General features: G+C 38.0%; 34 protein-coding genes and 4 tRNA genes. 21 read left to right on the forward strand and 17 right to left on the reverse strand.

All coding sequences use genetic code 11. The features are described 5' to 3' along the window. Positions 1-5 precede the first annotated feature (5 nt). The 3 genes from WC639_01810 to WC639_01820 all read right to left on the reverse strand — a co-directional run bounded on the left by WC639_01810 (position 6) and on the right by WC639_01820 (position 1,814). The gene (locus WC639_01810) at positions 6-377 is read right to left on the reverse strand and encodes a TraR/DksA family transcriptional regulator (protein ID MFA6306514.1); all 372 of its coding nucleotides are present in this window, start codon (positions 375-377) and stop codon (positions 6-8) included. Positions 378-1,059: 682 nt separating this feature from the next. After that, positions 1,060-1,131, reverse strand: a tRNA-Cys gene (locus tag WC639_01815). Between the two features lie 122 nt (positions 1,132-1,253). Beyond that, positions 1,254-1,814, reverse strand: coding sequence for a hypothetical protein (locus WC639_01820; protein ID MFA6306515.1), 561 nt, complete (start codon positions 1,812-1,814; stop codon positions 1,254-1,256). Between the two features lie 316 nt (positions 1,815-2,130). Here WC639_01820 and WC639_01825 point away from each other — a divergent pair, with 316 nt between their 5' ends. Then, positions 2,131-2,673 carry a hypothetical protein gene (locus tag WC639_01825; protein ID MFA6306516.1) on the forward strand — a complete coding sequence of 181 codons (543 nt, stop codon included), beginning with the start codon at positions 2,131-2,133 and terminating at the stop codon, positions 2,671-2,673. 115 nt (positions 2,674-2,788) lie between these two features. On the opposite strand, the gene WC639_01830 is transcribed toward WC639_01825, so the two are convergent. The 8 genes from WC639_01830 to WC639_01865 all read right to left on the reverse strand — a co-directional run bounded on the left by WC639_01830 (position 2,789) and on the right by WC639_01865 (position 6,530). Further along, positions 2,789-3,238, reverse strand: coding sequence for a pilin (locus tag WC639_01830; protein ID MFA6306517.1), 450 nt, complete (start codon positions 3,236-3,238; stop codon positions 2,789-2,791). 5 nt (positions 3,239-3,243) lie between these two features. Next, entirely contained in the window at positions 3,244-3,630 is a 387-nt protein-coding gene (locus tag WC639_01835) for a hypothetical protein (GenBank protein MFA6306518.1), read from the reverse strand. 28 nt (positions 3,631-3,658) lie between these two features. Beyond that, a complete protein-coding gene (locus WC639_01840) occupies positions 3,659-4,084 on the reverse strand; it encodes a hypothetical protein (protein ID MFA6306519.1) in 426 nt (141 codons plus the stop codon). Between the two features lie 43 nt (positions 4,085-4,127). Beyond that, the gene (locus WC639_01845) at positions 4,128-4,502 is read right to left on the reverse strand and encodes a hypothetical protein (protein ID MFA6306520.1); all 375 of its coding nucleotides are present in this window, start codon (positions 4,500-4,502) and stop codon (positions 4,128-4,130) included. A gap of 81 nt (positions 4,503-4,583) precedes the next feature. Further along, positions 4,584-5,039, reverse strand: coding sequence for a pilin (locus WC639_01850; GenBank protein ID MFA6306521.1), 456 nt, complete (start codon positions 5,037-5,039; stop codon positions 4,584-4,586). Continuing rightward, on the reverse strand, positions 5,024-5,446 hold the full coding sequence (locus WC639_01855; protein MFA6306522.1) for a hypothetical protein: 423 nt from the start codon (positions 5,444-5,446) through the stop codon (positions 5,024-5,026). Before WC639_01855 ends, WC639_01850 begins: the two co-directional genes overlap by 16 nt. 56 nt (positions 5,447-5,502) lie before the next feature. Beyond that, positions 5,503-5,889: a hypothetical protein gene (locus tag WC639_01860; protein ID MFA6306523.1), complete on the reverse strand. Its 387-nt coding sequence runs from the start codon at positions 5,887-5,889 to the stop codon at positions 5,503-5,505. Positions 5,890-6,110: 221 nt separating this feature from the next. Then, complete coding sequence (locus WC639_01865; GenBank protein MFA6306524.1) at positions 6,111-6,530, reverse strand: pilin; 420 nt, start codon at positions 6,528-6,530, stop codon at positions 6,111-6,113. Between the two features lie 187 nt (positions 6,531-6,717). Here WC639_01865 and WC639_01870 point away from each other — a divergent pair, with 187 nt between their 5' ends. Then, positions 6,718-9,666, forward strand: a complete 2,949-nt coding sequence (locus WC639_01870) for a penicillin-binding protein (GenBank protein ID MFA6306525.1) — start codon at positions 6,718-6,720, stop codon at positions 9,664-9,666. A gap of 59 nt (positions 9,667-9,725) precedes the next feature. On the opposite strand, the gene dnaN is transcribed toward WC639_01870, so the two are convergent. Both dnaN and dnaA read right to left on the reverse strand, forming a co-directional pair. After that, positions 9,726-10,877 (reverse strand): DNA polymerase III subunit beta, encoded by a 1,152-nt coding sequence (gene dnaN, locus WC639_01875; GenBank protein MFA6306526.1) that lies wholly within the window; start codon positions 10,875-10,877, stop codon positions 9,726-9,728. A 293-nt stretch (positions 10,878-11,170) separates the two neighbouring features. Further along, on the reverse strand, positions 11,171-12,517 hold the full coding sequence (gene dnaA, locus WC639_01880) for a chromosomal replication initiator protein DnaA (protein MFA6306527.1): 1,347 nt from the start codon (positions 12,515-12,517) through the stop codon (positions 11,171-11,173). A gap of 303 nt (positions 12,518-12,820) precedes the next feature. Between dnaA and rpmH the strand changes: the two genes are divergently transcribed. The 4 genes from rpmH to WC639_01900 are packed head-to-tail and all read left to right on the forward strand — an operon-like array spanning position 12,821 to position 14,332. Then, complete coding sequence (gene rpmH, locus WC639_01885; GenBank protein ID MFA6306528.1) at positions 12,821-12,958, forward strand: 50S ribosomal protein L34; 138 nt, start codon at positions 12,821-12,823, stop codon at positions 12,956-12,958. 44 nt (positions 12,959-13,002) lie between these two features. Beyond that, positions 13,003-13,353, forward strand: a complete 351-nt coding sequence (gene rnpA, locus WC639_01890) for a ribonuclease P protein component (protein MFA6306529.1) — start codon at positions 13,003-13,005, stop codon at positions 13,351-13,353. Position 13,354: 1 nt separating this feature from the next. Continuing rightward, positions 13,355-13,603: a membrane protein insertion efficiency factor YidD gene (gene yidD, locus WC639_01895; GenBank protein MFA6306530.1), complete on the forward strand. Its 249-nt coding sequence runs from the start codon at positions 13,355-13,357 to the stop codon at positions 13,601-13,603. A gap of 12 nt (positions 13,604-13,615) precedes the next feature. Then, positions 13,616-14,332, forward strand: a complete 717-nt coding sequence (locus WC639_01900) for a YidC/Oxa1 family membrane protein insertase (GenBank protein MFA6306531.1) — start codon at positions 13,616-13,618, stop codon at positions 14,330-14,332. A gap of 296 nt (positions 14,333-14,628) precedes the next feature. On the opposite strand, the gene WC639_01905 is transcribed toward WC639_01900, so the two are convergent. Both WC639_01905 and WC639_01910 read right to left on the reverse strand, forming a co-directional pair. Beyond that, positions 14,629-15,378: a diacylglycerol kinase family protein gene (locus WC639_01905; GenBank protein ID MFA6306532.1), complete on the reverse strand. Its 750-nt coding sequence runs from the start codon at positions 15,376-15,378 to the stop codon at positions 14,629-14,631. A 15-nt stretch (positions 15,379-15,393) separates the two neighbouring features. Next, entirely contained in the window at positions 15,394-15,780 is a 387-nt protein-coding gene (locus WC639_01910; GenBank protein MFA6306533.1) for a polymer-forming cytoskeletal protein, read from the reverse strand. 392 nt (positions 15,781-16,172) lie between these two features. Here WC639_01910 and WC639_01915 point away from each other — a divergent pair. The 15 genes from WC639_01915 (at position 16,173) to WC639_01985 (ending at position 25,509) form a co-directional block, all read left to right on the forward strand. Next, positions 16,173-16,244, forward strand: a tRNA-Arg gene (locus WC639_01915). 90 nt (positions 16,245-16,334) lie between these two features. Then, positions 16,335-16,410 (forward strand) — tRNA-Ala (locus WC639_01920). Between the two features lie 57 nt (positions 16,411-16,467). Next, on the forward strand, positions 16,468-16,782 hold the full coding sequence (gene trxA, locus WC639_01925) for a thioredoxin (GenBank protein ID MFA6306534.1): 315 nt from the start codon (positions 16,468-16,470) through the stop codon (positions 16,780-16,782). Between the two features lie 171 nt (positions 16,783-16,953). Further along, positions 16,954-17,865 (forward strand): FAD-dependent oxidoreductase, encoded by a 912-nt coding sequence (locus tag WC639_01930; protein MFA6306535.1) that lies wholly within the window; start codon positions 16,954-16,956, stop codon positions 17,863-17,865. A gap of 124 nt (positions 17,866-17,989) precedes the next feature. Continuing rightward, positions 17,990-18,607 carry a ribonuclease HII gene (locus WC639_01935; protein MFA6306536.1) on the forward strand — a complete coding sequence of 206 codons (618 nt, stop codon included), beginning with the start codon at positions 17,990-17,992 and terminating at the stop codon, positions 18,605-18,607. A gap of 56 nt (positions 18,608-18,663) precedes the next feature. After that, complete coding sequence (locus WC639_01940; GenBank protein MFA6306537.1) at positions 18,664-19,218, forward strand: methyltransferase domain-containing protein; 555 nt, start codon at positions 18,664-18,666, stop codon at positions 19,216-19,218. Between the two features lie 16 nt (positions 19,219-19,234). Continuing rightward, positions 19,235-19,624: a hypothetical protein gene (locus WC639_01945; protein MFA6306538.1), complete on the forward strand. Its 390-nt coding sequence runs from the start codon at positions 19,235-19,237 to the stop codon at positions 19,622-19,624. 56 nt (positions 19,625-19,680) lie between these two features. Next, the gene (locus tag WC639_01950) at positions 19,681-20,040 is read left to right on the forward strand and encodes a YraN family protein (protein MFA6306539.1); all 360 of its coding nucleotides are present in this window, start codon (positions 19,681-19,683) and stop codon (positions 20,038-20,040) included. A 379-nt stretch (positions 20,041-20,419) separates the two neighbouring features. Beyond that, positions 20,420-21,745, forward strand: a complete 1,326-nt coding sequence (locus WC639_01955; protein MFA6306540.1) for a LapA family protein — start codon at positions 20,420-20,422, stop codon at positions 21,743-21,745. 203 nt (positions 21,746-21,948) lie between these two features. After that, entirely contained in the window at positions 21,949-22,212 is a 264-nt protein-coding gene (locus WC639_01960) for an autorepressor SdpR family transcription factor (protein MFA6306541.1), read from the forward strand. Positions 22,213-22,263: 51 nt separating this feature from the next. After that, positions 22,264-22,932 carry an SdpI family protein gene (locus tag WC639_01965; protein MFA6306542.1) on the forward strand — a complete coding sequence of 223 codons (669 nt, stop codon included), beginning with the start codon at positions 22,264-22,266 and terminating at the stop codon, positions 22,930-22,932. Between the two features lie 130 nt (positions 22,933-23,062). Beyond that, entirely contained in the window at positions 23,063-23,839 is a 777-nt protein-coding gene (locus tag WC639_01970; protein MFA6306543.1) for an RNA methyltransferase, read from the forward strand. Between the two features lie 30 nt (positions 23,840-23,869). After that, a complete protein-coding gene (locus tag WC639_01975; protein ID MFA6306544.1) occupies positions 23,870-25,009 on the forward strand; it encodes an aminopeptidase in 1,140 nt (379 codons plus the stop codon). A 199-nt stretch (positions 25,010-25,208) separates the two neighbouring features. Beyond that, positions 25,209-25,445 carry a GIY-YIG nuclease family protein gene (locus WC639_01980; protein MFA6306545.1) on the forward strand — a complete coding sequence of 79 codons (237 nt, stop codon included), beginning with the start codon at positions 25,209-25,211 and terminating at the stop codon, positions 25,443-25,445. Beyond that, positions 25,436-25,509: transfer RNA gene (locus WC639_01985), tRNA-Asp, on the forward strand. Before WC639_01980 ends, WC639_01985 begins: the two co-directional genes overlap by 10 nt. Before the next feature lie 284 nt (positions 25,510-25,793). Here WC639_01985 and WC639_01990 read toward each other — a convergent pair. Together WC639_01990 and WC639_01995 are read right to left on the reverse strand one after the other, a co-directional pair. After that, positions 25,794-26,177, reverse strand: a complete 384-nt coding sequence (locus WC639_01990) for a cupredoxin family copper-binding protein (protein ID MFA6306546.1) — start codon at positions 26,175-26,177, stop codon at positions 25,794-25,796. 25 nt (positions 26,178-26,202) lie between these two features. Next, positions 26,203-26,433, reverse strand: coding sequence for a DUF2769 domain-containing protein (locus tag WC639_01995; protein MFA6306547.1), 231 nt, complete (start codon positions 26,431-26,433; stop codon positions 26,203-26,205). Between the last annotated feature and the right edge of the window lie 6 nt (positions 26,434-26,439).

Below are 26,439 nucleotides of genomic sequence, written 5' to 3' on the forward strand. Positions count from 1 at the left end.
TCGCGCTAAGCCATTTTTTGCAGCTTGGTCTTGCAAGCAATGCAAGTATTGGCCACCGGCCTGGCCATAAGCCTTTTTTCGCCGATTTCTTTTTTGCAATATTTGCAGATGCCGTAAGTTCCTTTGGCAATTCTCACCAAAGCATTATCAACGTCGCGCAGAGCGCTCTCTAAAACTTTTTCCGTGGCCAAATTAGTGGTGTATTCGTCAATTTCTTGAACGCTCTCATCGCTCTTGTCGCCATAATTAGGAAATTTAGCCTGGTGCTCGTCTTTGGTATGCTCGTCTTTTTTAGTAAAACTCTTTAGATCTTCGCCTAGCTGTTTTTTACTGGCCAATAATATTTTTTTTATTTTCTCTATAGCCTTTTTGTCCATATTTTTATAGTTATTGTAAAACTAAACTCAATAATCCGCTTTAAACTAAAAATTTATTCTTGATACCAAGAATAAATTATCACTTATAATATACGCTATAAACGGCTTTTTGGCAAGAGTTTCCCTAAATTTAAAAGCGGCCCGATGAAGGGCCCTTAATATATAAAATAAATAAATGGCCTAATCGAGCCGCATCCCCAAAGATTTATTCCTTCTCCATCCGATGGATAGATAAGAAAATCCCTAGTCTTCGAGGCTGAAGCATTCTCGTTCACTTGAAAAATGCAAATTTTTGCTGTCTTTTGGTAAATCTCCTTTATTTTTATTTAGTAAGAAGACCTACCGTTATTTTGTTTTTGTTTTGTAAATTGCCATGTGAACTCTGGCATTTTAAGTCAGCAAAAAAGAAAAATTTTCCCAAAAATGTATTTTCGGAAGACTTTTCTATATATATTATTAATGACCTAATATAAGTATAACACTAAAAATAAGATAAGTCAATAATCTAAGCTAAGATTACAATGCTTTAATATTAGCCAATTTATATTTTTTATTTTTATTAGCTATAACTTAAGTCTACATTAATGTAGACTTAAGTCCGTTATTTATCCACATAGACCACTTGTTATCCACAATTTATCAAAACAACTTAAGTCCACAATTCTCTAGACTTAAGTATTTGAGGCCTGAGTGGGAATTGAACCCACGCATAAGAGTTTTGCAGACTCTCGCCTTACCGCTTGGCTATCAGGCCTTAATGCTAAATTTTACTTTCAAATCTTAATTAAATATACCAAATAAAATACCTTAAAACAAGTATAATAAAACACCCTTTTAAGGTGTGATTCTAATAGACAACATATCTAAAATCTCTAATTACTCTAAAACCTCTATTTTAGCCATTTTCACGCCAAACTTAACCGCGTCAGGTCTTTCTATCATCCAAACATCAACTCTATTAGAAAACCGCTTATTCATCCTATCGCGCACGACGAAGACTCTATCGCCAAACAATTCCGGTATTTTAACCTTAGAGCCGAAAGGTAAAAAGTTAGCCGCGATCGTATCCTCAACCCCATAATCGCAAACATTAAAGCCATTGGCGGTTATACAAGGAGAATTGTCGGTTTGCCCGGCCTCTGAATTATAAGCGGTTATGGTAACATGACGAGAAAAATCAATATCAGCCCCTCTGCTTTCCGGTAATTTACCGTTAAATTCCATAATATTAACGGCTACATCTTGGTTAATTTCATTTTGGCTAGAAATAATGCCTTTTTCTTGGCTAATATCAATATCTTTTTCCATTTGGCTCGCCATTAACGGCGCCGGGAATAATAAAAACTCAAAAAATAAAATAGCAACTAAAACAATAACCACTTTTTTGGCTTGTTTTAGAGTAATTATTTTATTATGATTTTTCTTTAAAGCTTCCATATTGGCTAATTTTAGATATTTTACTACATAAAAATCCCTATCATTTCCTTTGGGGAATAATTAGATAGGGATTTTCTTGTCTTATATTATAATGGTATCATGGATACGATCCGAAGTCAACCTATCTGCCTAACAGGCAGACCTTGACTTTTATTTTATTTTATTGTATTATACAAAATCAGCTCATTAAAAATTTTCTCAAAATTGTCCCGAAGAGAAAATTGTTTTTACTACATAGTCTTTATAGCCTTTTGCTTAGGATAATTTTAGAAAATAATATAAATCAACTTTTCCCTTAAAGGAGGATACGATTATCATGAAAACGAAAAAATCAATTTTGTTGGTATTATCCGCGATTATGTTAACGGTCACTATTGGTTGCTCCACCGTACAGCAGGTTGCAATAAAGGGCGGGGACGAACAGAAAATCTATACGTCGAATCATCGAGGCATCGTCCCTGGCCCGGATAATGCCGTCAGCGCGGCGACGGCTTACTCAATCGTTGAAAAAACAAATGCCGAAGTTGGCCTTATCGCAAGCTACAGCCAAAACGGGATACAATCCAATCGGGAGGGCGAGGCATTAGGGTTTATTATCAACGACAAACACAAAACATGGGATCTGACTATCAAAACAAAAATTGGCGGGTTAACAATTTTCCAAACTAACGTACCTCCGGAGAAAAAACTTGAGCACAGGCTACGATGGGGAGAATATGTTACGGTCTGGTCTGATGGCTACCAAAAATACACCAACACCCTAAAAGTTGCGCCTTACGCTGACGTGAGGACAAAAATTAAGAGGGAAAATAAAGAGGAAGAAGTAAGGGGTTATTGGATGACTCACTTACCGCAGTAGGACGGTAAAAAATATAATCCTAAATAACGAAAAGGCGTTTATCAATTTTCATCGATAAACGCCTTATTTTATTCTCACCAAATTAATATTTTATTAATACACTTACTTATATTTATTACTCGCCTGTATTATTTACTGGATTTGAAGGTGCCCCGCCTCCACCGCCTCCCCCATCCGGCAAACTGCTAAACACGAAATAAGTTATGGAGTAAGCCGCGGTAATAATAATTAAGCCGATAACCGCGCGCGTTAAAGTATTTTTTGCCAGCGTTACCTTTTCTTCGTCGCCTTGCGCCGTCATCCAGTTATAGCCGGCATAAATTATCAAAACTAGAAAAATTATGCCTAATAAGCCTAAAAAAGCGCTAATCGCAATTCTAATCATTTGCGGCATAGTATTTACCGTAGCCTCTTCGCCGCCCCAACCTTTAGTACCTGCTTTATCCAACTGATCAAAAAGTTCTACTCCTGCCCTGGCCTGGCAGGACTGAATACTAAACAAACTATTTATCAAAAAAATAACAGATAAAACGCTAAAAATAAATTTAATATATTTTTTGGCCATATTTATTATAATATCCTGGCTGTAAATATTAGCTTAACTAGTACCCATGTGCTAATCGCATAGGCGGCAATAGTTATAATCAAACCGATAACCGCGCGCTGAAGCGTATCTTTAGCTTTATTAACCTTTTCCTCTTCGCCCTGCGCTGTCATCCAGTTAAAACCGGCATAAATTATCAAAACTAAAAATATAACGCCTAATAAGCCTAAAAAAGCCTGAATAACTATGCCAACGATTTCCGCCAGCTTATATTGATCGGCAGCCGCATATGGCGCGGTGCCGCCTTCTTCTCCAACCTTTTTTAAACTATTATAAGCATCGCTAGAAGCTAGAACAAACGACGGAAAAATCAGCATCAGTAAAAATATTAAAATTACTATTTTTTTTGCCATAAAATTAATTTTAGTTTATCTGCGATTTTTATTCGGGTTGTGGAGTAGGGGCAGGCGTAGTCTGCCCTGATCCGGCGCCTTTTAAAGTTCCGACTTCTATTCTAGCCATAACAAAAACGCTAATAGCGTAGGCCGCGACGATTATAATAACACCGACGATGGCCCGCTTTAGCGTGTCTTTAGCTTTTTCCACCTTTGCCTCTTCGCCCTGCGCCGTCATCCAATTATAGCCGGCGTAAAGCATATAAGTTAAAAGCACCACGCCGATAACGCTTAAAAAAGCGTTGATGACGATTTGAATTAAAGATAATAAATCTCCGGAAGTATCATAACCGCCGTCAGATCCAGCGAATAGCGTTTTAGCATCTATATCATTTTTCGTTTCCTCTTTTAATAAACCAGCAAAACATAAATTACCAATCAAAAAAACAAAGAAAAATAATATTATTGCCAAATAAAATTTTTTACTTTTATAAATCATAATTAATCCAATTAAATTAAAACAGTCTGTCAAAAATAAACCTCCAAATAGCGTAAGCGCCAACTACGATAATTATGCCGATTATAGCCCGATTTATAGTATCTTTAGCTTTAGAGACTTTCTCCTCTTCGCCGCGCGCCGTCATCCAGTTATAACCGGCGTAAATCATTAAAATCAAAAAAATTGAACCCACTAAAGCTAAGGCGGAACTTATAATAGTTCCGATTGCCACAGATAAGCCAAATTCTCCTGCTACTTGATAAGGCCCTTTTGTTGCTCCAACCTCCTGCAATTTTCCTAGCGCGGCATTTTCGGCTAAAACCAATTGCGGCAAAACAATAATAATTGCCAGCCAAACCAATAAAATAATTTTTGAATATTTTTTAATCATTATATTTATATTTCAACTAATTACTCAATAAATATTTTTATAATACCAGCGTCCTGAAAATTTTCTAAAATAATTCGTGTGTCATTCTGAAAGAAGTTCCGGCCCCGACTCTTCTAAGGTGGCCGTGCCTAAAGCATTAATTACATACCAGCTAATGGCGTAAGCGGCTAGAACAACCACTAAGCCAATAATCGCATTCTGGATAATTTGCTTGGCTTTTTCCACCTCCTGCTCGTTGCCCCGCGCCAGCATCCAAATATAACCGCCGTAAATCGCCAAAATTAAAAATAATACTCCGATGAAGCTTAAGGCCGTTGTAATAACTAAAGAAATCATACTTTCGGCTGTTACGCTATCGCTAACATTATAACCTGCTCCATCTGGACCGGCCACTTCATCAAGCGTGCTGTTTTTACCAAAAGCATCATACAAATTATCAGTCTTGGCCTGGGAAAAAAGAGGCGCTAAAATAACAAACCATAGAATCAAAACCAAGGCTAAATTTTTTATAACTTTAAAATTTATGATTTTCTCCATAAAATTACCATTAATTCTGTTATGGCGTAAGCGCCTAAAACTACGGCTAAACCGATTACCGCGTAAATTATAATATTTTTGGCTTTGGCGACTTCCTGTTCATTGCCCCGCGCCAGCATCCAGAGAAATCCCGCATATATCATTAAGCCCAAAAAAATTACGCCTAAAAAAGTTGTTGAAATATTTAATATTTTACCGATCTTTTGCGGCAGAGATAAACTATTCGCCGGGTCCGCAGTATAACCGATTCCTGCGCCAGCCTCTGTTAAGCCTTTGTTGAATGATGATGCTGCTGATATTTTTATAATGCCGGCGTTAAACAAAAAACCGTTTAATAAAACAACGCCGACTATAAAACATAATATTTTTTTCAACCCGTTAGAAATTCTGGTTTTATTAGCTTGCATATTTTTAAAATAACACTCATAAAATTTTATAATTTCTAACGGGTTTCATAAAGATATTATTTGCCTACAATCCCGCTAAGATAAGTAGTTATGGCATAAGCCATTAGAACTATGACCAAGCCGATAACCGCGGCGATTATAATATCTTTGGCTTTGCCGGCAGTCTGCTCGTTGCCCATGGAAAACATCCACATATAACCGCCGTAAATTATCAAAATGAAAAAGGCCACGCCTAAAAAAGATAAGGCCACGCCAACGATTTTGCCAATTGTTTCTGATAGAGTTGCGGTCTTTGTTATATTGTTGCCAAATCCACCTGTCGCGGTTTTATTTAAACCTGTGTCATCTTCAATAGCGGCCAACCCTACCTGCGCCACCATTAAAAATGATAAAACAAATAACAGGCTAATAAAGATAAATTTAAATTTTTTGGTCAAAAACATACACAAAAATTTCTGTCATTCCGGCCGTAGCCTGTCCTGTACTTGATACAGGATGCCGTAATCCAGAGTTCAGCGCAACGAACAAATTTCTGGATTGCTGGTCAAGCCCGCAATGACGATTTAATTATTCCACCGCTCTGCTCACGAGATCAAAATCATGTTCAGGGCAGTGGCCCGGGCTAAGCCCGGAACCACCTTTTTTAACACCGGTGTTAAAAATTTTATGTCGCGGTAGCGGCAGACAATTGATTCAAGACAAAAGTCGCGATGGAAAAAGCTCCAAGAATAATTACCAAGCCGATAATGCCGGCGGTGATTAACTTCTTGGCTTCGCCAACCTTATCTTCGTTGCCTCCGGCAGTCATCCATTTAAAGCCGCCTAAAAGAATAATAATAACAGCGACAATACCTAAAAAGCCTAAAATTACATTGATAATGGAGGCGGCAATTTCGCGCGGATCTTTTACTCCTAAGCCGGTCGCGTCTGTTATAACCGCCGACCCAGCATCGTTACCGGTTCCCTCTCCCCAAACGTCAACGCCATCAACAGCTAAAGCCGGTAAAGAGAAGGCCATAACCGGAGTCAGCACCAACAAAGCCATGGCAAATACCACTGCTTTTTTCAATAATATTTTTTTCATTTTTCACCTCCCCTCAAGAAAACACGAATATGCGCGAATTCAACCCGCGATATTTGTGCCGTTTAAATAATTTAAGTTATTAACACTAAATATATTTTACCATAAAACGCAAAAGCGAGCCAATAACTAATAACGCAAAAGCTATAAGTTGCGAGCTACGGCGAAAACTGTTATAATTTTCTATATTATGACTGCTTCATATTCATCAAACCGCGTAAAATCGCCGCAAAATTGGCGCCAAGCCAAAAAAAAATATTTTTTAAACAAAGCCAAGAAAAATTCATCTGATTTCGGCAATCGGGGAGGCGTTAAACAATATTCAAGCGGAAAAAATAAGAATCCCCTAAAAATAAACCTGGCTAAAACCATCTTTATCGGCCTTTTGGCTTTATTTATTTTTGGCTATGCCGGTTTTCTTTGGCTAACGCACGATCTGCCTGATCCTAACCGCTTGATTGAACGCCAAGTGGCGCAGAGCACAAAAATTTATGACCGCACCGGGCAAACCATCCTTTACGAAATCCACGGCGACCAGAAGCGCACCATGATTAGTTTGAGTGACGTGCCGGATAACTTAAAAAACGCCACTATTTCCATAGAAGACAAAGATTTTTATAAACATGGCGGCTTCAGCCTCTGGGCTATTTTTAGAACGCTGGTAACCGACGTTCTTTTCGGCAAGCGAGCCGGCGGCTCAACCCTAACCCAGCAATTTATTAAAAATTCGGTTTTAACCAATGAAAAAACCATCACCAGAAAAATCAAAGAAATAATTTTAGCTTACCGGTTGGAAAAAAAATTCTCTAAAGATGAAATTTTGCAGATGTACTTTAATGAAATCCCTTACGGTTCAACCGCTTACGGCGTTGAAGCGGCCAGCCAAAAATATTTCGGCAAATCGGCGCGCGATTTAAACTTGGCCGAAGCGGCCATTTTAGCGGCTATACCGCAAGCGCCCAGCCGCTATTCGCCCTACGGCCCGAATAAAGATATTTTATTGGCGCGGCAAAAATATATTATAGATTTAATGGTAAAGTACGGCTATACTTCTAAAGCCCAGGCCGAAGAAGCAAAAAATTTTAAACTAACATTCAAGCCCCAATCAGACAATATCACGGCGCCGCATTTTGTTATGTATGTTAAAGAAATCTTAGCGGATAAATACGGGGAAAAAACCATAGAGCAGGGCGGCTTAAAAATTTATACCACGCTTGATTTATACAAACAAAAAATCGCCGAAGAAGTAATCAGCGCCAAAGCGGTTGATAACGAAAAAAAATACCAGGCAACAAACGCCGCCCTGATTTCCATTGACCCGAAAAACGGCCAAGTTCTGGCCATGGTGGGCTCGCGCGACTATTTTAACGACGATATTGACGGCCAGGTCAACGTGACGCTGCAGCCCCGCCAGCCAGGCTCGTCGTTTAAGCCTATAGTCTACTCGGCCGCGTTTATCAAGGGCTACACGCCCGAGACCGTGCTGTACGACGTGGTGACTAATTTTTCCACTGACCCGAATCCGGCCAATGCTTACGAACCACATAACTATGATTTAAAAGAGCATGGCCCGGTTACCATCAGGCAGGCCCTGGCCGGCTCTTTAAACATACCGGCAGTTAAGGCTCTTTATCTTGCCGGAGTTAATAATGTTATAAGTTTAGCGCAAAATTTCGGCTATACCACGTTTAATGACAAAGAGCGTTTTGGCTTGTCTCTGGTTTTAGGCGGCGGCGAGGTAAAATTATTGGAACACGCCAACGCTTTTAGCGCTTTCGCCCGCGAAGGCGTTAAGCATCCGATCGCCGTTATTTTAAAAATTGAAGATAAGGACGGCAAGATTTTGGAAGAATTTAAAAATCAGGATGAAAAAATTTTAGACGCGGGTATCGCGCGCTTAACCAACAGTATTTTATCCGATAATTCGGCGCGCGCTTATATTTTCGGCCAAAACAACTATCTGACCCTAGGTTCAAGGCCGGTAGCGGCCAAAACCGGCACTACCAACGACTACCATGACGCCTGGACCATCGGCTACACGCCGTCAATCGTCACCGGCGTCTGGGTGGGCAACAGCAATGGCAAAGAAATGAAACGAGGCGCCGACGGTTCGGTGGTGGCCGCGCCGATTTGGCACGATTACATGGATAAAGTTTTAGGCAATACGCCGATTGAGTATTTTAATCCCCCGGACAACAAACCAACCGGCAAACCCGTGTTGGACGGCGTGATTGACCCTGATACCGCGGTTAAAATTGATAAATTCTCCGGGCTTTTAGCCAATGAATTTACGCCGGCCAGCGCTATCGTAGAAAAACAATTTAAACAAACTCATTGTATTTTATACTATATTAATAAAGACGACCCGCGCGGACCGGCGCCGTCCGATCCGAAAAACGACCCACAATTTGCTTTATGGGAAAGCAGAGTTTTAGAATGGGCAAAAAAACAAGGCATTGTAAATTCAGCGCCGCCGACCGAATATGATAACGTCCATCGGCCGGAATTTAACCCGATCATATCAATTGATTCTCCGAGCAATAATCAAACCATCGCTGACCAATTATTAAACGTGCAAATCAGCGCTACGGCTCCGCGCGGCATTAACCGAGCCGAATATTATATTGACGGTTACTTATTCGGTTCCTCGGTTGCCTATCCCTTTGATCTTAATAAATCAGTAAGCTCTTTAAGCAACGGCTTCCATAGTTTAACCGTGCGCGTTTGCGATGATGTTGATAATTACTCTGAGCAAAAAATAGAATTTAATTTAATAAATAATAATAAGCCAAAAACCACTAAAATCAGCCTAACTCTAACTCAGCCTCTTGACGCGACCAGCATTAATAAATATGATTTCCCTTTACTCTTAAAAGCCGAGGTGGTTAATCCGGAGCAGGCCGCCGGCGTCACTTTTTATTTTAAAGACTCTAGCGGTAAAATACAGCAGATTGCCAAAAGCCAAGTTATAGATAAAACCGCCGAGGCCCAAATGACCAATATTTTAACTCCCGGCTCCTATAAATTTTATGCCGAAGCGCGCGGCTGGTATGGCCAAACCGCTAAAAGCGAAGAAGCTTCTATAACTGTTAATAGCCTGCCCCTAGCCGCCACTACCACACCGGCGGCTGCCCAATAATACTTTATAATAAAAAAGCCGCTTCATAAATATAGAGGCGGTTTTTTATTATATTTATCTTATTGTTTTATCGGCATAATGATATACAAATAACTTTCATCTTGCTCCGGCCTGATAATGCACGGAGTATTAGAGTCTATAACCTCAATCTTAACCGTTTCTTTTTCAATATTGCTTAAGCCCTCTAATAAATAACGATAATTTACCACAATGCTATTGTCATCACCCGACACCTTGGCCTCTAAATTTGTTATATTTTCCCCGGTTTGCCCGGAAACCGAAGAAATCACTACTTGATTTTTGCCTAAAGGAAAATCTAAATTAACATCATTAATGCCGGTTTTAGAAAATAAAGAGGCCATTTTTACGGCGCGAATTAATTCTTGCCGGTCAATAGAAATTTTAGTTTTACTGTTGTTGGGGATAATCTGCTGATAGTCGGGGTATTGACCTTCAATTAAACGCGAGACCAATTCAGTTGAACCATAAGTAAATAAAATTTGATTTTCTGAAATATAAAATTTTATTTCCGAGTTTTTTTCTTCCACTTCGTCATCTAAATTAATTGATAAAACCCTTAATAGCTCCTGTAAAGTCTTAGCCGGCACAATAATCTTTTTTTCTTCTTCGTTGTTTGATTTGATTTTAATCTTTTTTTCAGCTAAGCGATAGCTGTCGGTCGCGGCCAGAGTTAAACTGCCACCAGAAAAATCAAAAAGTACGCCGGATAATTCCAGTCTGGTTTCACTTAAAGCGGTGGCAAAAATTACCTGGGAAATCGCCTTTTTTATTTCTTCGGCCTCCGCGCTAAAATAATTTTTTCTGTCAACTTCCGGTATCAAAGGAAATTCTTCGGCCGATTGGCCTTTAGCCTTGGCTTGATAATTTTCGCAATCTACTAACAAATCATTCTCTTTCTGCTCCAGGCCGATCTTTTTATTCGGCAAAAGATTTATGCAATCAGAAATAATTTTTGAACTTACGGTAAACGACCCTTCACGCTCAATTTTTCCCCTAACCGTGCTAACTACGCCAATCTCCAAATTAGTGGCGATTAGCTTTATTTTGCCTTCTTCGGCTTTAATTAAAACATTATTCAATATCGGCAAGTTAACGTTTTTCCCCGAAACATGCCCGACTAGCGCCAAGCCTTGCTTTAAATTTTCTTGCAAGCTGAATATTTTTAATCCGCCGGAGTTTTGACTTGTCATAATATATTTTAATTATCCGTCCCGTTTTTATAAATTTTCAACGGGTTGATAAACTTGTTAGTTATTAATTAATATAGTATTTATAATATTAAGAAATAATAATAACAATAAGCGGGTTGATAAACTGGTTTAGTATTAAATTTTAGCTGATCTTTGATTTTTTATTGGTTTTGTTAGCGGTTAAATATATGTTAAAAAGGGTGTTGAAAAATAAACCGTTTGGGGATAAAATTTTTATTGGTAAATTTATTAACGAATAGTTAACAGGTAAATCAGAACTTTTCACCAAACTATTAACCGCTATAAATTACTTGTTTAATAGAATCTACGTGTTGTTTTATTTTTTCATCTTCTTGGCACTCGCGTTCTATTTTATTGTAAGCATGCATGGCTGTTGTGTGATCGCGGCCGCCTAATTCTTGGCCGATTGAAGGATAAGAAGCATTGATTTCTTTGCGCATTAAGTACATAGCGATTTGTCTGGGCACAACCAATTCTTTTTTACGGCTTTGCCCGATCAGATCTTTAATGTTTATATCAAAAAATTTAGCCGCTGCCTCAATAATGGTTTTAGCCGTAGTTGATTTAGATTGAAAATTAGAAATTATGCCGGCCAAAATGCTTTTAGTTGAATCTATCGACGGCAGAGAGTTATTAAACTCATAATAAGCGATTAAGCGATTTAAAGCCCCCTCTAATTCGCGGATGTTATTAGTGATATTAGTCGCAATGTAAGCTAAAATTTCTCTATCAAGCTTATAATTTTTTTCTCGGCACTTAGTTTCCAGTATGGCTATCCTGGTTTCTAAATCCGGTGAGCTGACATCAGCAATCATGCCCCACTCAAAGCGCGACAGCAGCCTTTTTTCTAAGGCCGGTATGGCTTTGGGCGGCCGGTCTGAAGAAATTACTATTTGTTTATTGGTTTGATGCAGTTCATTAAAAGTATGAAAAAATTCTTCTTGTGTGCCGTCTTTGCCGCCCATAAAGTGGATATCGTCAATCAGCAACAAATCAACATTGCGGTAATGGTCTTTAAAGTCTTTGGCTTGGCCGTTTCTCACCGCCTGGACATAGTCATTAGTGAATTTTTCACAGGAAACATATAAAATTTTATCACTTTTTTTGGATAATTCGTGCCCGATAGCTTGCAGTAAATGGGTTTTTCCCAAGCCGACGCCGCCGTAAATAAACAACGGATTATAAGCATGGCCCGGGTTAGCGGCTACGGCCTGGCAAGCCGCATGCGCCAATTCGTTGTTTTTTCCAACAATAAAACTGTCAAACACGTAACGGTTGTTAAGGCCGAAGCGGTTAACAATTTTCGGTTTGCTCTCGATCGTATTTTCAGTTTTAACTCTTTTTATAAAATTTTCCGGCGTTGAGTCTTTTTTAGCTTCAACTTTGTAAAGAATTTCCTTAATTTCTCCGGAACCGACGCTTTTGAAAGCATTGGCGATTTCTTTGTGGTATTTTTTTTCCAGCCAGGCTTTAGTGAAGGTATTGGGCACGCAGATAATGACGCGGTTATTTTCCAGAGAAGAGATAAAAGTGCTTTTAAACCAAGTAGTGAAGTTAGCCCTGGACAAGCTAAGTTCAATTTCACCTAAAATAGCTTGCCAAAGTTGTTCATTGTTCATAGCGCGAGGGGGTTACGATTTATTTAAAATAAAAATATCTAATAGTAATATAAAATTGATAAAATAATTAGCGAGTTCATTTCAATAGCCATTATAACAGCTTAATTATAAATGTAAAATAGACTTTAATGTTTACAAACTGTTAATAAATAGTGGAAAAGATTATATTAGCTTTTTATTTTTAAAAAAGCGTAATAATATTTTTTAGTTTGACTTTAAAAAGGTTAAATGTTATGTTTTATTTGAGATAAAGCCGTATATTTATCTCTTTAAATTTTTATTAATAATATTTGTTTATATTTTATGCCAAAAAGAACTTATCAGCCGAATAAAAAACGAGCTAAAAGAAAACATGGTTTTAGAAAAAGAATGCAGACAAAAAATGGCCGTAATGTTGTTAAAAGAAGAAAAGCTAAAGGCAGAAAAAGGCTGTCAAAATAAAGCTAACTAAAGCCTGTTCGGCAATTCGTTTATATTTAATATTTATGTTAGCCAGGCGACTCCGTTTAGCCAAAGAAAAAGATTTTAAGAGAATATTTAAGCTGGGGAAATCTTCTTATGCTAAAATTTTTGGTATAAAAGTTTTAGCTAATAAGCTAGAGGTTAATCGTTATGGCATTGTAATTAGTGCTAATGTTAGCAAAAAAGCTACAGATAGGAATAAATTAAAAAGGCAGCTAAGAGCAATTATTAAAGAATTTGATGAAAAAATTATCCAAGGATTTGATCTGGTGATTATAGTGGCTCCGGCCGTCTTAAGCCAAAAATACGAATTTATAAAAAGCGAGCTGAAAAAATTATTGGTTGCATTAAAATTATTTAAGCTCGGCAAATAACATGCTTAAATTTTATCCGCGCTATATCGCGGTAAAAATTTTAAAGATTTATCAGAAAACGCTTTCTTTTGATCATGGTATTTTTAAATTTTTATATCCTAACGGTTTTTGCCGTTTTCACCCGACTTGCTCTGATTATGCCATAGAGGCTATAGAAAAATACGGCTTTTTAAAGGGCGGAAGCAAGGCGATTTGGCGGGTTTTGCGCTGTAATCCATTTAATTCCGGAGGTTTTGACCCTCTGAAATAATTTTTATTATTTATGTCTCAAATTTTTAACCTTATTTTCTATCAGCCCATACTTAATCTTTTGGTTTTTTTATATAATATCGTCCCGGGGCATGATATCGGCTTGGCCATAATAATCATGACAGTGGTCATTAAATTAATTTTATTGCCTTTGTCCAAACAGTCGATAAAATCACAAAAATCTTTGCAGGAATTACAGCCCAAAATTGATGAAATCAAGAAAAAATACGCGGACAATAAAGAAGAACAGGGCCGAGCCATGATGCAGTTGTACAAACAGGAAAAAGTAAATCCGCTTTCTTCTTGTTTGCCGCTATTAATCCAGTTGCCGTTTTTATGGGCGGTTTTTATGGTTTTTAGAGCAGGTTTAAGCGGTAAATCTCTTAATTTGGTTTACTCTTTTATTCATCAGCCGGAATTAATTAACACCATATCTTTGGGTTTTATTGATTTGGCAAAACCCAATGTAGTTTTAGCTGTTTTAGCCGGTTTAGCTCAATTTTGGCAGGCGAAAATGATGACTATAAAGCGTCCGGAAGTTAAAAGCCAGGGCGCCAAAGATGAAAATATGATGGCGATTATGAATAAGCAGATGCTCTATATGATGCCGGCTTTAACTGTTTTTATCGGATTGTCTTTTCCCGGAGGGTTGGCGCTTTATTGGCTGGTCACTACTCTTTTAACAGCCTTACAGCAATTGTATTTGTTTAAGAAGAAAGAGACAGTATAAAAGATATTTGTACAATATAAAAAAACCGCTCTTGCCAGTAAGGGGTGGTTTTTTATATGGTGTACTTTTTTATAAATTTTTATATTCGTGGCGCTTCGCTAGGACTTACTTTTTATGACTAAAAAGTAAGCAAACCTGCCTGCCGGCAGGCAGGAAGTCTCGGGGGTTTCCGATTGGCTATCTAGCTGATTTATCTTATCTCTGTAAGCAATGGCGCCAACTCCAACCCCCGAACCCCCTTGGTGATTTTTAATTGTATTTTAAGGCGAACCTAGAAAAATTTAGGAATAGATTTTTTAAAAGCTTCTATTTTTCCCCACGATTACGTTTAAATGTTTTTTAACAACCGTGATTTCGGCCGGCGCGTTTATGGGAATTGATCCGTCTAAAAGCAATTGATGTTTTAAATTATGGATGGTGATTTTTTTAATTTTAAAAATTGATTGGTGGTCTTGCCTGGTAAAAAAATTTTTATTGCCGTAAGTATTTACAACTAATTCCAAAAGTCCGTCATCGGGGATAAATTTTACGTTAGGCGGCAGCTTGATTTGTTCTCCGATTAAATTAAAAATATAGATTAAACCTTTTTCCGTAGTTTCAATAGTGTAATTTTTATTCATGTCAATCACGGTTCCTTGATTATTTATGCTAATATTAGATAAAAAATATGTTTGGTTAGCCAACCCCAGGTCAAGCTTAACCAGCAGCCTGGCTGATAAAATATCGCAAGCCGCTTCGGCCGATTCAATGCCTAAGCTTTTAGCAATCTGATTGTTGTCTTCGCCGATCGGTATAATGCCTAAAGGAACTTGGCTGCCGGCCAAAGAATTTATAATTTGATTAACGATTTTATTATTGCCGACCGCGATAATAGTTTTAGCTCCGCGCCTAAGTTCGCTGCTAATTGTTTCTTGGATGTTTCTGGTCGGGCTAAGTCTGGAGATTTTGCCGTTTAATCCTAAATCAGTGATTCTGGTTTCAACGCGCGCCAACAAGCGGTCGTATTTTTTTTGATTCAAAAAAGAATCGTAAACAAAAATGTTCATTATAAAAATTTAGGCCTATTTATCTTTATTTATTTTTTTAATTTCTTCAGTTCCGGCCGTCATAACGCATTTGCCGTTAAAGACAGCCCCGCGTTCAATTGATAAACCGGAAGTTTCGATGTCGCCGAAAATTTTAGCCGTGGCCGTAATCTCCAGAAAGCCTTTAATTTTAACGTTGCCCGCGACTTGGCCGCCGATTTTTGCTTCTTTAGCCTCTACGTTGGCGGTTATTTTGGCTGTTTTGCCGACCTCCAGATTGCCATTAGTTTTTAGGCTGCCTTCAACCGTGCCTTCCACGATAATATTGCCTTGGCCGTTAAAATCGCCCTTAACTTTAACTGATGGCCCGATGACAGTTTCAAATTCATTGAAAACTTCTCCTTGGTCTTGTTTGTTGAACATAAAGTATATGTAAATTATAAGTTATTATAGATAAACAGACTTTAGGAATTTAGCTATATTAATTCTAGGCAAGTCTAGTCGGTTTGTCAAAATAAAATAATTAAGTTATTATGTAATTGGAGTTAAAATATCCATATACGGTGTTTATCCTCACACCTTCCTAAGTGCCTCTGGCTTACGGGGGCGAAGGAAGTTTTAAGCCTTTTTGCGTGGTTCTATTCCCAAAAGGCGTGGGGATTTATTTTTTTTTGATTTTCAATTATAATTGATTTACCCTGCGCAGATAACATGGTTTGGCAGGTGTAGTTACACAACTTTAAAGCTTAGGAGAAAGTTGTTGTTTAAATTAATTTCAGTTTGATCATAGATGGAGTTATTGTAGGTTATTATGAGCTCTCGTAGTTCAATGGATAGAACAAGGGACTCCTAAGCCCTAGATAGAGGTTCGATTCCTCCCGAGGGCACATGGTTGTTTTTTATTTTGCTAAAGTTAGCATAAATATTAATATTTTAGCTAATATTAAATAAAATTATAATTATTTGATTGTTTATAAGGGCCGTTGGCGCAGCTGGTAGCGCGTCTGCATGGCATGCAGAAGGTCACCGGTTCAAATCCGGTACGGTCCACCAACAGATTGAACAATTGCCTGTTCTATCAAAAACTCTAATAAATAACTCAAAAAATATATGACATTTAATAAAGACAATTTTAAGCCAGAAGTTGAGGATTTTGCCGGCCTAGTATTAGTTGATTTTTTCGCTTTATGGTGCGGTCCTTGCCAGATAATGTCTCCGATATTGGAAGAGATAATTAAGGAGAATAAAGACGAGAAGATTAAGATCGGCAAACTTAATATAGACGAAAATCAGGAAATAGCCACTCAATATAATGTTATGAGCATCCCGACATTTTTAGTCTTTAAGAATGGTAAGGTGGTTGATAAAAAGATAGGTTATGGAGACAAAGAAGAGATTGAGCAGTTGATCGCAAAAAATAAATAGATTATAACTTTAAGTCCACAAATTTGTGGACTTAAAGTTTTTATATGAAACGTGGATAAGTCCACAAATTTGTAGACTTAAGTTTAGCGAGGTGTTTAATATTAGCAAAATATATTTAAGTGCATAAGTTGGGGGTAAATAAGGATAGATTGTTATAATTATATAAATTTTATGTTTGATACAATAATTATTGGAGCCGGTCCAACGGGGATGACGGCCGCAATATATGCCGCCAGAAGAATGATGAAAGCGCTGGTAATTTCTAAAAATATAGGCGGCCAAGTTATTTGGGCTTCTGATATAAAAAATTATCCAGGCATTGAATTTATCGGTGGCGTTGATTTAATAAATAAAATGAGCCAGCAAGTGAAAAATTTGGGGGTTGATATTAAGACTGAAGAAATAAAAAAAATTAGCAAAAATAGCGACAGCAGTTTTTTAGTTGAAACCGGTAAAAACAGTTATTCGGCTAAAACGATCATTATCGCCATGGGCCTTGAGTCTAAAAAATTGAATTTAGACAGAGAAAATGAATTAACTGGCAGGGGAATAAGCTACTGCGCTAATTGCGACGGACCTTTATTTAAAGGAAAAAATGTGGCCGTGGTTGGCGGCGGTAATGCGGCTTTGGACGCGGCTGAAGTTATGTCTAAAATCGCAGAAAAAGTTTATTTGATTTACCGCAAGTCCAAGCTTAAGGCTTTTGAAACCATGATTTTGGCGGTTAAAAATAAAAGCAATGTAGAGATAATATTAAGCAGCGAAATTAAGGAAATAATAGGTAATGAAAAATTAGAGAAATTAAAAATAATTAGTAATATTAGCCAAAAATCAAGAGAATTAGATGCTGACGGCTTATTTATTGAGATTGGGTATCAGCCTAAAACAGATGTGGTGGCGGATTTGGTAGAAAGAGATAGTTTAGGACAGGTTGTTGTGGACTTAAATGGCAAAACTAGTTGTGATGGCATTTTTGCGGCCGGAGATGTGACGCAAAGCGAATTTAAACAAATTATTATCGGTTGCGGACAAGGAGCAGTGGCCGCATTGTCAGCTTATAAGTATTTGCAGACGAAAGAATAGTTGGCATAGGTTGAGCAGATTCACTTATTTGAGCATAAAATGATAATATAGATGATAATAATTTGATAATATAAATCATATATTTTATCTAATATTAAGATAAATAATCCTATAAAATATTATAATGGATTTAAATGAGGAAAAAAAATTATTTTCTCAAGGTTATAATATAATAGGCGCTTTAGATGAAGCCGGCCGAGGGCCGTTAGCCGGTCCGGTGGTAGCGGCTTGCGTTATTTTTAATGCCGGCGTTAAGATAAATAGTGATTTATTAATGGTTAATGATTCAAAGAAATTAAGCGAAAAGACTAGAGAATTTTTGTTTGAGTTAATTAAGCAAAATTTTATTGAAGTCGGCATAGGCGTTTGTGATCATAACACAATAGATAGAATTAATATATTGCAGGCTACATTTTTAGCCATGAAAAAGGCGATTAGTTCTGTAAAAAGTAAGCCGGATTTTATTATAGTTGACGGGTCAATTAAATTGCCGAACTGTTCAATTCCGCAGCAGACTTATATTAAGGGCGATGAAAGGCTCTTTACCATTGCCGCGGCTTCAATTATCGCCAAAGTGGCCAGAGACCGCATAATGCTGGAGATGGACAAGCTATATCCTAATTATGGCTTTAGCCGGCATAAAGGCTATGGCACTAAATTTCATTTGGAGAAATTAAGGCAATATGGTCCATGCGCGATTCACCGGTTAAGTTTTAATAAGGTTAAATATGGCAGTAGATAAGCTTGTTTTATAGAAAAAAGTATATTATAATAGAGCTATAGCAATAATTTTTTTATATGATAGGATCAACAGGAGGCAATACATTGATTGACGTCAATTTGCTTTTTAGCAAAGCTCAAGTCGGAGAAAAAATGAAAATCGCGGATTTGGGCTGCGGCTCTTCCGGCCATTTTGTTTTTCCAGGAGCCAAGCTAATAGGAAAAAAAGGAGTTATGTATGGCGTGGATATTTTAAGGACTGCCTTAGAAACGGTTAGCAAGCGGGCGCGCGCGGAAAATTTAGCTAATATTAAAACAATTTGGAGTAATTTAGAAATATTTGGCGCTACTAAAATTGAAGCCGGCAGCTTAGACGTCGGGTTATTGATTAATACTTTATATCAATCGCATAAGCGAGCGGAGATTTTAAGGGAATCAATTAGGCTATTGAAGAAAAATGGCAAGTTAGTTATTGTTGAATGGAAAAATGTTGCCGCGCCGTTCGGGCCGCCGACAGAGGAAAGGGTAAAAAAAGAATTAGTTGACAACGCGGCTAAAAAACTCGGGTTAAGGCCGGAGGAGGAATTTGAAGCTGGGCCTTATCATTACGGCTTGGTTTACGTAAAATTATAAGAAATTTATTATAAATATGGGGAATTTTTTAACCTGGAATTTTTGGTTTAGCGCCAGGCCAGGCGCCTTTATCGGCCTGTCACTTAAAATAGTTTTAGGCTTAATTTTTTTATTGATTATTCTATCCATAGCCAGCGGGGTTATTAAAAAAAGATGGTCTAACGGCCTATATGCTTCTTTCTGGAACAGCTTGTACATTTTTTTCTTAAGCAATGCCATTATCGGTTTGTTGTTAACCTTTTTTAATTATGAAATGGTGCCGTTTTTATCCTCTCGCTTTTGGTTTCTTCTCTGGGCGATCAGTATGTTGACTTGGCTATTTTTTATTTTTAGAATTATCATGAAAATACCTGGGAAAAGGGCGCAGCTGGAAAAAGAAAAAGAATTTAAAAAATATATTCCGTAAATTGATGATGGTAATTTTTATATAGAGCTGTTTAACAGCTCTTTTTTAATTTAATTATGACCCATAACCAAAGAATAGGAGAATTTGGCGAGGCATTAGCCAAAAATTATTTAGTTAGGCATGGTTATAAAATTATTGACGCTAATGTTAAATTAAGTTATCAGGAGCTTGATATCATAGCTTCGCATGATGATAAAATCGTCTTTATTGAAGTAAAAACCAGAATCAGCCAATTTTATGGGCCGGCGGAAAATGCTTTTCAATTTACTAAGCTTGAAAGATTCAGGCGGGGAATGGAAATGTATATTAGCAATAATAATTTATATGTTGAAGAGATCAGGGCTGATTTAATTACTGTGGATATCGACCAGATTAAAAAAACAGCCAAGATAAAGCATTATAAAGATGTAATCTAGATTATTTTAATGGGTTTTGCCAGCCATGTCCGGCTTATGCACTTGTTTATTAACAATTTATCAGCGCTTAATAACATTTTATCAACTTATAATACACTTGACTGGCTTAAGCTCCGATGGTTAAACTGAAATTACCGCAAATAATTTTTGTTAGGAGGGAGATGCGGTAAAATTTTTCAAAATTTTCTAATTAGGGCTAAAAGGAAAAATTGGCTTAGCTGGTTTAATCCCTTTAGCCCTATAATAGAAAAATTTAAATTTAAGGAGGCTGTAATAATAAATTTTAAACATCATGAAAGCATTAAAAAGTTTGTTATGCGTAGGCCTCGTTTTGTTTTTTGTTATAATTTTTTCGGCTGAAGCGCGAGCCGAAGTGGCAATGCCAAAAATAATTAAATTAATTGGCGCGGAAAATTTTATTGTAGCCGGGTCGGCTCCGGCCGGCAGCGAAGTTTTAATTTATTTAGACGGCAGTTTTGTCGGGCAGATTGAGGCTGAAATTATTTTTGACCAAGCCGGGTCTAATTTTAATTTTCAATATAAAGGCGGTCAAAAATTAGCCGATGGCACGCATACAGTCATGGTCGTGGCCAAGGATAAAACCTCCTTAGTTTTATCAGCGCCGTCGGCCGAAGTAAAATTCACGGTTAATTTACTGCCGGCGCCGACTTTAATTGCGCCAAACGAAACAACGGTTACGGCTAAAGTCAAGCCTTTAATTATCGGCTTAACCAAAGGTGGCAGTTTTGTTAAAATTTTTATTGACGGTATTTATAACGGCAAGACTGAAATTTTAAATAATGAAAGCAATACCGCCAATTTCGCCTATCAGCCGTTTTTAAATTTAAGCCGCGGTTGGCATAATGTTTATGCTATAGCCGAAGATAGCGCCGGCAGAGTTAGCCGGATGTCGGAAGTTTTACGTTTTAATATTGAATTGCCTCTGCCGGCGCCGACTATGCTAAGGCCGGCGGTTAATAAAAATACTTCACTTAGCCGGCCTTTTATCGTCGGTTTAGCGAAGAATGATTCTAAAATTAAAATTTATATTGATAAGAAATACGGCGGAGAATTTAAAGTAAAAAATCATCCGAGCGGTACGGCTAGTTTCGCTTTTAAACCGGTTGAGTCTTTAGATAGAGGTGATCATTTAGTTTATGCCGTGGCGGTTGATAAGCGCGGCAAGCAAAGCCAGTGGTCAAATATAGTTTATTTTTCAACCAGGGATTCGGCCATCGCTCAGTCGGCGCAAGAAGAAAAAAGCGATACGGTTGCTAAGATTGAAGAGCCTAAAGAGATAGTTGAAATTAATCCCGAGGCGCCGATTATTTCCGAAAGCTCAGGCGTGATTGAAGAAAATTTAGATGAACCGGCGGCGGATCAGGCAGAGCAGACGGATGCTATCAAAAAATTAAGCCAGCAAGACGAGGCCAGCCTAGAAAAAATAAAAAATTTAATTGGAGATAATACGGGAGAAAAAGCAAAAACCGGCCAAGGCATGATTGATGAAGGCAAATTAAACCAGGGAAAATTAAGATTAAGCTTAGTGTTGTTTATTCTATTTTTAGTCGGAGTGGTTGGTTGGCTGCTATGGGTTAACCGCGAGTTAGTTAAAGAGCGCCGAGAGCAAAATAAAACCGAAGACGAATCGGATAAAGATAAAAACAATCAGGCGGCCGGCGGTCAAAAAGATAAATTATTGTAATTTAGAGATACATAGTTTATTAATAAGTAACTGGATATTATATAACGGATCCCTTCTGCACCCCTCCCGGCTTGGCCGGAGAGGGGTGTTGCCTTTTATGCTCCCACCAAAGGCGGGTAAACCCACCAAAGGCGGGCAGGCTTGACAAAAATAACAAGTATGATATAATTTAGATAGTTGTCTAAGTATCTAAATCTTTTTATATGACTTTAAACATAACTTTGCAGGCTTTATCCGATCCGACCAGGCGTAAAATTTTAGAAATTTTAAAGAAAAAAGACTTGGCCGCCGGAGAGCTGGGGAAAAATTTTGACATGACTTTGCCTTCATTGTCTCATCACTTAAACGTTTTAAAGCAGGCTGATTTGGTAACCAGCCTTAGGCGCGGCCAGGAAATAATTTATTCTTTAAATCTAAGCGTTTTTGAAGAGATGGCGGAAAAATTAGTGAAATTTTTTAAAAAATAAAAATAGAGCAGACTCGCATTATATAAATCGCGATTATGCGAATTAAAATTTATGGCCAACCCAATCAAGCCAACAATCAAAACAGAATTTATCCCTTTACTTTTAATTATTTTAGCCTTAGCGTCTTCCGTATATTTTTATAATAATCTGCCGGAACGTGTTGCTATCCATTGGAATTTCGCCGGCGAGGTTGACGGCTACGGATCGGGCCAAACCCAGGCCGTTGTTTTTCCCTCAATGATAATCGGCATGTATGTTTTATTTTTGCTAATCCCCTATTTGGACCCGAAAAAAGAACGCTATGAACAATTTAGTAAAATCTACCATATTTTTAAAAGTCTAATTATAGCCTTGATAGTTGTTATCTATTTTGTTGTTGGTCTAAACGGGCTGGGCTATAATTTGCCGGTAGGCGTGATTACACCAGGATTAATTGGTTTATTATTTATAGTTATCGGTAATTATATGGCCAAAATTAAACGCAATTGGTTTATGGGCATACGCACGCCCTGGACTATGTCGAGCGAAGAAGTTTGGAATAAAACTCATCGTTTCGGCGGCAAGATGTTTATTTTGGCTGGCCTGCTTATGATAGCGGAAATCTTTTTACCTGTTAGCTGGAAATTACCGATTTTTATAATAATGATGGTAATATTGCTTGCGGGGACGGTTGGCTATTCATACCTCGTTTATCTTCAAGAAAAAAAGAAAAAAGTATAATTTATTTACGGCAGTCAGCTTCACGGATACTCGCAATTTTCTACTGCGGGACTCGCCAGAGATTACTCTGGCTCAGACAGTCCTCGCACGAAAATTGCAAATATCCGTGAAGCTGTTATCTTTAATAAGTATGATAAAAATTGACAGTTTGCAAAATGAAAAAATAAAAAATTTAGTTAAATTGCGCGAGTCCAGCCGGGAGCGTAAAGAGCAGGGCTTATTTTTAATTGAGGGCTGGCGTGAAATAAGTTTAGCCTTAAAAGGCGGTATTGAAATTGAGAATATTTTTTATTGCCAGGATTATATAAAGCAAGAGCTAGAGTTTGACGAAGAAAAATTAATTGAAGTGGCAAAAAAAGTTTTTGCTAAAATAGCTTACCGGGAAAACCCGGACGGATTTTTAGCCGTGGCGAAATCCAGGCAAAAAAAATTAACCGCTATAAAATTAAGCGCTAAGCCGTTAATCATTATTTTAGAAGCCATAGAAAAGCCGGGTAATCTAGGTGCGATTTTACGCACGGCCGACGCGGCCGGAGCCGACGCGGTGATAATTAATGATGCTAATACTGACATCTATAACCCTAATGTCATTCGCGCTAGTCAGGGCACGGTTTTTACCGTGCCAACAGCTTTAAGCACAATCGATGAAACCGTGGAATTTTGCCGCAGTTGGCAAATTAAAATGTTTGCCACCACGCCGGAAGCTAAAAGGGAATACACCGAGGCAAGCTATAATCAGGGTTGCGCCATGGTTATGGGAGCGGAAGACAAAGGGTTGAGCGAAGCTTGGCTTAAAGCCGCGGACGAAAAGATAAAAATAAAAATGAGCGGCAAAATTGATTCGCTTAACGTCTCGGTCAGCACGGCCATAATTTTATTTGAAGCGTTAAGGCAGAGAGCTAAGTAGCAGAAATTTTATTATGTATAACTTAGATTTATGACGTTTAATCCTGAAGGAAAAATTAGAATAATAAAAAAAGAAGAGCGCAAAGAAATTCCCCCGGAATATATTAAAAACGCAGAGAGCGCGCTCCGTAATTTTGTGGCTGTTAAATCGGAAGAGAGAGCGCTTTTTTTAGTTGACAGTAAAACTAACCCCGAGACTCTGGAAATTTTGAAGCAAGCCGTTGATAAAATTGGCTCTGAGTGGCAAGAAATTTTGATAAATGATTATACTAAGCGTGAGGATATTAACAACCTGCTTAAAGAGGTCGAGGTAGTGATAAATGTTACAGGCGAAGGGCATGAAGCTACTGGCGAAGTTTATGACGATATTAAGGAATATGGCAATAGAATGGTTGCCTTATACGAGGCCGAGCCTGATATTTTTTCTAAAAACGGAACGCTTTCAGAAAATTTTCAGGAGTTGCAAGAAAGATTAAACAGAATGGAAGCAGTTTTAAAAGAAGCTGTCGGGTTTCATATAACTTCCCGTTACGGCACAGATTTAAAAGTTGGGTTGCCGTCGTTTCATAGCCGCCGTTGGGCAAAAGAAACCGGGTTAATTGACCAGCCAGGACAATGGGATAATATGCCCAGCGGAGAGGTTTACACCACTCCTCAAGAGAATAATGTTAATGGCATTTTGGTTTTACCAGCTCTTGAAACAGATATTTCTTATGAACAAGGAGTTGATGAATTAGTTAGACTAATAATAAAAGACGGAGTAATTATTAATATTTCCGGCGGGAGATCTGCCGAAAAGATGAGAAAATATTTAGAAAAAAAAGCCGGTAAACAAATTGAAGAAGGCGATAATGTTTGGAATGTTTTTCGGATTTCCGAAATAGGTTTTGGTGCAAACAGCAAAGCTCGTTATATAGTAAAAGAAGAAGATCCTGGAGCTCCGGCGACGCCTACGGTTGAGGCGGAAAAACGTTTTGGCACAATGCACTTGGCTTTTGGAGATTCTAAGCACGGAGAAGAGGGAGTAGAAGGATTAGAAGAAGCAGTTTCCCATCTTGACTTCGTACTCCCCAGAACGGCTTTGACCGTAGAGATGTTTAGAAATGAAAACGATTTTAAAAAAGGAAAAAATGGTAAAAAAATATTTAATGATGGCGGGGTAAATTTTTAAGATAAAGTTTTATACAAAAAAATTGGCATAAGTTAAGTTTTTAAGGCACCTGATAGAGATTGACTTAAAACCTTTAATTTGTTAGGATAATTTTAGTCTCGCCAGAGACTTTTTGTTTATAGTTGGAGCGGTAGCTCAGCTGGTTACCTGCCTGCCGGCAGGCAGGGAGCGCTGCCCCCGTTACGGCGTAATAATACGTATGTATATTATTTATGCTCTTGAATTTATAAATGGTAGAATTTACGTAGGCATGACTAATAATTTAAATCGCAGGATAGAAGAGCATAGAAGAAATAAAACTAAATCAACAAAAAATCGAGGCAAATTTAATGTTATTATAATAGAAGAACAGTCGGAAAGCATTATAGCTAGACAAAGGGAAAAATATTGGAAATCAGGTTGTGGTAAAGAGCGACTTAAAAATTTGGAGCGGTAGCTCAGCTGGTTAGAGCGCTGCCCTGTCACGGCAGAGGTCGCGGGTCCGAGTCCCGTCCGCTCCGCAAAATAAAAAAGAGCCCTTCGGCTCTTTTTTATTTTGTAGAATAGAAAACAGCTAAATCAGAAATTAAAAAAAATGGAAAGTCCGAAGAGGGCGTGGATAAGCGCGGCTATAATAGTGGCAATGGCCAGACGCGGGTGCCATTTAAAGGGGATTACGGCAATGCCTTTAAAATTCAAAGCGCCCACGGTGGCTGTAAATAATAAAAGCGAAAAGGTTAAGATGCCGCCGTACATTATCAGCGGTTTGCCTAATATTAATGTGTAAGCGATATTATGGATCATATTATTTTACGATTATTTCTCCGGTCATAGAAGGATGAAGGGAGCAAAAATATTTAAAAGTTCCGGTTTGATTAAAAGTAAAAGAAAAGCTCTGCCCTTTATTTAAGATTTCGGAGCTAAAGCCGGCGGATTTAATCGCGTGAGGCTCCGGATCATTATTAGCCCAAGTTACGCTCTCGCCTTTTTTAACGTTAAGCGCGCCGGGAGTAAAAGAAAAATTTTCTATATTGACCGCGTTGATATTGCCTTGGGCCGCTGATGGCTCGGTGGTTGTCGGGGCCGGAGCCGTATTAGGCGCGCCGGTTTGATTATTCCCATAAAGGCTGCAGCCGCCGGTAAATAATATGGCGACTAAAATTACCGCTAAACTAATAATTTTTTTCATAAAATTAGTAATTATAAATATTCAGTTAAATTGCTTCGCCCTTTAAACAAAAATAACCCTTGGTCAGTTTATTTTCCGACCAGACCGGACAGGCGCCGCAAATACAGCCTTTATTAACTAGGCTGCAATTTGATTTGCCGGTAGCGCAGTAAAGTTTTTCCTTATTTTCCTTGGCGCAGCTATCGGCCTGGTAAGTCGGGCAGCCGGCGCAAAGGCATTTAGCGAAATTTTCCTTGGTATTAGAAATTTTTGGCATATTCAG

It is taken from the genome of Patescibacteria group bacterium (assembly GCA_041662965.1).
In the GTDB taxonomy this organism is placed as follows: Bacteria; Patescibacteriota; Patescibacteriia; order Patescibacteriales; family GWC2-42-12; genus JACPHD01.

What these genes read in the sequence shown, in the direction of transcription:
- WC639_01810 (MFA6306514.1), bottom strand. Translation starts at nt 377, where the DNA reads ATGGACAAAAAGGCTATAGAGAAAATAAAAAAAATATTATTGGCCAGT.
- WC639_01820 (MFA6306515.1), bottom strand. Translation starts at nt 1,814, where the DNA reads ATGGAAGCTTTAAAGAAAAATCATAATAAAATAATTACTCTAAAACAA.
- WC639_01825 (MFA6306516.1), top strand. Translation starts at nt 2,131, where the DNA reads ATGAAAACGAAAAAATCAATTTTGTTGGTATTATCCGCGATTATGTTA.
- WC639_01830 (MFA6306517.1), bottom strand. Translation starts at nt 3,238, where the DNA reads ATGGCCAAAAAATATATTAAATTTATTTTTAGCGTTTTATCTGTTATT.
- WC639_01835 (MFA6306518.1), bottom strand. Translation starts at nt 3,630, where the DNA reads ATGGCAAAAAAAATAGTAATTTTAATATTTTTACTGATGCTGATTTTT.
- WC639_01845 (MFA6306520.1), bottom strand. Translation starts at nt 4,502, where the DNA reads ATGATTAAAAAATATTCAAAAATTATTTTATTGGTTTGGCTGGCAATT.
- WC639_01850 (MFA6306521.1), bottom strand. Translation starts at nt 5,039, where the DNA reads ATGGAGAAAATCATAAATTTTAAAGTTATAAAAAATTTAGCCTTGGTT.
- WC639_01855 (MFA6306522.1), bottom strand. Translation starts at nt 5,446, where the DNA reads ATGCAAGCTAATAAAACCAGAATTTCTAACGGGTTGAAAAAAATATTA.
- WC639_01860 (MFA6306523.1), bottom strand. Translation starts at nt 5,889, where the DNA reads ATGTTTTTGACCAAAAAATTTAAATTTATCTTTATTAGCCTGTTATTT.
- WC639_01865 (MFA6306524.1), bottom strand. Translation starts at nt 6,530, where the DNA reads ATGAAAAAAATATTATTGAAAAAAGCAGTGGTATTTGCCATGGCTTTG.
- WC639_01870 (MFA6306525.1), top strand. Translation starts at nt 6,718, where the DNA reads ATGACTGCTTCATATTCATCAAACCGCGTAAAATCGCCGCAAAATTGG.
- dnaN (MFA6306526.1), bottom strand. Translation starts at nt 10,877, where the DNA reads ATGACAAGTCAAAACTCCGGCGGATTAAAAATATTCAGCTTGCAAGAA.
- dnaA (MFA6306527.1), bottom strand. Translation starts at nt 12,517, where the DNA reads ATGAACAATGAACAACTTTGGCAAGCTATTTTAGGTGAAATTGAACTT.
- rpmH (MFA6306528.1), top strand. Translation starts at nt 12,821, where the DNA reads ATGCCAAAAAGAACTTATCAGCCGAATAAAAAACGAGCTAAAAGAAAA.
- rnpA (MFA6306529.1), top strand. Translation starts at nt 13,003, where the DNA reads ATGTTAGCCAGGCGACTCCGTTTAGCCAAAGAAAAAGATTTTAAGAGA.
- yidD (MFA6306530.1), top strand. Translation starts at nt 13,355, where the DNA reads ATGCTTAAATTTTATCCGCGCTATATCGCGGTAAAAATTTTAAAGATT.
- WC639_01900 (MFA6306531.1), top strand. Translation starts at nt 13,616, where the DNA reads ATGTCTCAAATTTTTAACCTTATTTTCTATCAGCCCATACTTAATCTT.
- WC639_01905 (MFA6306532.1), bottom strand. Translation starts at nt 15,378, where the DNA reads ATGAACATTTTTGTTTACGATTCTTTTTTGAATCAAAAAAAATACGAC.
- WC639_01910 (MFA6306533.1), bottom strand. Translation starts at nt 15,780, where the DNA reads ATGTTCAACAAACAAGACCAAGGAGAAGTTTTCAATGAATTTGAAACT.
- trxA (MFA6306534.1), top strand. Translation starts at nt 16,468, where the DNA reads ATGACATTTAATAAAGACAATTTTAAGCCAGAAGTTGAGGATTTTGCC.
- WC639_01930 (MFA6306535.1), top strand. Translation starts at nt 16,954, where the DNA reads ATGTTTGATACAATAATTATTGGAGCCGGTCCAACGGGGATGACGGCC.
- WC639_01935 (MFA6306536.1), top strand. Translation starts at nt 17,990, where the DNA reads ATGGATTTAAATGAGGAAAAAAAATTATTTTCTCAAGGTTATAATATA.
- WC639_01940 (MFA6306537.1), top strand. Translation starts at nt 18,664, where the DNA reads ATGATAGGATCAACAGGAGGCAATACATTGATTGACGTCAATTTGCTT.
- WC639_01945 (MFA6306538.1), top strand. Translation starts at nt 19,235, where the DNA reads ATGGGGAATTTTTTAACCTGGAATTTTTGGTTTAGCGCCAGGCCAGGC.
- WC639_01950 (MFA6306539.1), top strand. Translation starts at nt 19,681, where the DNA reads ATGACCCATAACCAAAGAATAGGAGAATTTGGCGAGGCATTAGCCAAA.
- WC639_01955 (MFA6306540.1), top strand. Translation starts at nt 20,420, where the DNA reads ATGCCAAAAATAATTAAATTAATTGGCGCGGAAAATTTTATTGTAGCC.
- WC639_01960 (MFA6306541.1), top strand. Translation starts at nt 21,949, where the DNA reads ATGACTTTAAACATAACTTTGCAGGCTTTATCCGATCCGACCAGGCGT.
- WC639_01965 (MFA6306542.1), top strand. Translation starts at nt 22,264, where the DNA reads ATGGCCAACCCAATCAAGCCAACAATCAAAACAGAATTTATCCCTTTA.
- WC639_01970 (MFA6306543.1), top strand. Translation starts at nt 23,063, where the DNA reads ATGATAAAAATTGACAGTTTGCAAAATGAAAAAATAAAAAATTTAGTT.
- WC639_01975 (MFA6306544.1), top strand. Translation starts at nt 23,870, where the DNA reads ATGACGTTTAATCCTGAAGGAAAAATTAGAATAATAAAAAAAGAAGAG.
- WC639_01980 (MFA6306545.1), top strand. Translation starts at nt 25,209, where the DNA reads ATGTATATTATTTATGCTCTTGAATTTATAAATGGTAGAATTTACGTA.
- WC639_01990 (MFA6306546.1), bottom strand. Translation starts at nt 26,177, where the DNA reads ATGAAAAAAATTATTAGTTTAGCGGTAATTTTAGTCGCCATATTATTT.
- WC639_01995 (MFA6306547.1), bottom strand. Translation starts at nt 26,433, where the DNA reads ATGCCAAAAATTTCTAATACCAAGGAAAATTTCGCTAAATGCCTTTGC.